We start from the raw sequence: 2,757 nt of genomic DNA on the forward strand, positions 1-2,757 counted from the left end.
TACAGTCTACAGTCTACAGTCTACAGTCTACAGTCTACAGCAGAATAGTTTAATAAAAAATTATTTTAATTCATATAAAAATTCAAAAATTTTAATATTACATAAATCAATATTTCTTTTTGTATTGCATCAGCAATTATCAATCATTGAAATAATTAGTTATAGCTTGAGATATAACTTTTTATCTATAAAATCAAAATATATAAAGAATAGGAGAAAATTATGAAAAAGTTAATTATTCTATTATTAATTATTTATGCATTATTTATAGGTTGCAGTAATAATACTACTAAGCCAAAAACATTTAAAGTTGGGGATTTAGTAGGAAGATGGGAAAATAATGCCAATAATTCAGATTATTTTTTAATTACTAGTGAAGGTTATATGAAAATTGGAAGTAATCAGATAAAAATAAATAATTGGTATCAGTGGGAAGAAGTTACAGAAGTTAAATTAACAGCACAAATGACAAATGATCATTTTATTACATTTTATTTTGATAGTGTTTCAAGTTGTACTTTATCATCTACAGGAACTTCTGAAAAAATATATTTTACTAAAAAATAATTAACCATATTAAAAATAAATTATATTTTTTATTAATAAATAATATATCATCATATTATTATAAATTCAAAGTTATGAATTATCAATCATAAGAGTAAAAAATATTGTTAAAGTGAATTATGTAAAACTTCAAATATAATATAATTTTGAGGTATCAAAAACATACAATCAATTTAATAAAATTTTCAAAAATCATTTTGATGTATTAAGATATCATAGACTTTATTTTAATACATCAAAAGTTGAAAATAGTTATAAATTATGTATAATTCAGCATGATAAGTTTTAGCATTTATAATTAATAATAATTTTTTATCATGTTCTAAGATTTAGTAAAAAAATATTTATATAGGAATTACAATATGAAAAATTCTTTTGCTTTACTTCAGAAAATAGGAAGATCTTTTATGCTTCCAATAGCTATACTTCCTATGGCTGGTATATTATTAGGTGTAGGAGGAGCTTTTACAAGTACAGCTTTAATAGAAACATATAATCTTACATTTTTGTATCCAGGCACTCCTTTAAATTATGTTTTAGTATTATTATTTAATGCGGGTAATTTTGTATTTGCAAATCTTCCTCTTTTATTTGCCGTAGGAATAGCTATAGGTATGGCTAATAAAAGTAAAGAAACAGCGGCATTATCAGCGGTTGTAGGTTTTTTACTATTTCATACAGTTATAGGTGTAATATTGAAATTCCAAGGACATACTCCTGATAATACAACAGTAGATGCTTTAATGGCTGCAGGATTAAGTGCAGGAGATGCTGCTGGTACCGCTGCTTTATATGCCAGAGAATTAGGTATATTTACATTACAGACAGGAGTATTCGGAGGTATTATATGTGGACTATTATCTGCATTTATCACTAATAAATTTGCTAATCAAACTCTTCCTGATTATTTAGCATTTTTTAGTGGAAATAGATTCGCGGCAGTTCTTACTATGGTATTTTTTATACCGTTAGCAGCCGTATTCCCATTTATATGGCCTAGCATATTCAAAGTGATAGTAAAAGCAGGAGAATTATTTGCTGCTACAGGATATATAGGAACTTTTTTCTATGGATTTACTATGAGAATATTAAACATATTCGGACTTCACCATGCTATATATCCTTTATTTTGGTATACTGAATTAGGTGGAGTATTAGAAGTAGGCGGTCAATTAGTTGCTGGAGGACAAAGAATATTTTTTGCACAATTAGCTGATCCTACAGTAACTCATTTCAGTGCTGCTGCTACAAGAACAATGACAGGAGGATTTCTTCCTATGATGTTTGGACTTCCTGCAGCAGCTTTAGCGATGTATCATGTTGCTGATGAAGATAGCAGAATAAAAGTAAAAGGTATATTGTTATCAGCTGCATTAACTTCATTTTTAACAGGTATTACCGAACCTATAGAATTTACATTCCTATTCATTGCCCCTCCTCTATATGTTGTTCATGCAGTTTTGGAAGGATTGGCTTATATGCTTATGTATTTATTAAATGTTGCTGTAGGTATAACTTTCTCAAGAGGAGTAATTGATTTTACATTCTTTGGCTTATTGCAAGGTATAGGTAAAACTTCTTATCAATGGATATTAATATTAGGTCCTATATATTCTGTAATTTATTACTTCTTATTTAAATTTTTAATAATCAAATTTAACTTTGCTACTCCTGGTAGAGCAGGAAGTGATGCAAAATTGTATAGAAGAACAGATTATAATGAAAAAAATGAAAAAAAATTATCAAATAGTAAAGAAAATTTAAATGATGATACTATAATAGATTTAATAGTTGAAGCACTTGGCGGAATAGAAAATATTGAAAATATAGATGCTTGCATAACAAGATTAAGAGTTACAGTAAAAGATCCAAGTAAAGTAGCAAATGATGATGTATGGACTTCACTCAATTCCAAAAAAGTATTAAGAGCAGGAACAGGTATACAAGCTATTTATGGTACTCAAGCTGAAGTTTATAAAAACAAAATTATACAAAAATACAATATTAAATAAAAAATATATATACTTTTTATATTTTTATTTTCTTCTTTACTATAGTATTAAATTGCACGGGAGCCAGAGATATTTCCTTTAAGTATTCCTTATTTTTTTGAAGTATAACATAGGAGTATCATAATTTAAAGCGGAATGTATTCTTTTATGATTCCAAAAATTATTATATTTTATTAAT

At 26.7% G+C, this 2,757-nt stretch carries 2 protein-coding genes; both read left to right on the plus strand.

Annotated elements, in window-relative coordinates; genetic code table 11:
• Positions 1–222 precede the first annotated feature (222 nt).
• On the plus strand, positions 223–567 hold the full coding sequence (locus Q1J76_RS07370; RefSeq protein WP_300369091.1) for a hypothetical protein: 345 nt from the start codon (positions 223–225) through the stop codon (positions 565–567).
• Between the two features lie 362 nt (positions 568–929).
• Positions 930–2,579: a PTS transporter subunit EIIC gene (locus Q1J76_RS07375; RefSeq protein ID WP_300369094.1), complete on the plus strand. Its 1,650-nt coding sequence runs from the start codon at positions 930–932 to the stop codon at positions 2,577–2,579.
• Positions 2,580–2,757: the final 178 nt, after the last annotated feature.

The sequence above is a fragment of the Brachyspira sp. genome, from assembly GCF_029258575.1.
In the GTDB taxonomy this organism is placed as follows: domain Bacteria; phylum Spirochaetota; class Brachyspiria; order Brachyspirales; family Brachyspiraceae; genus Brachyspira.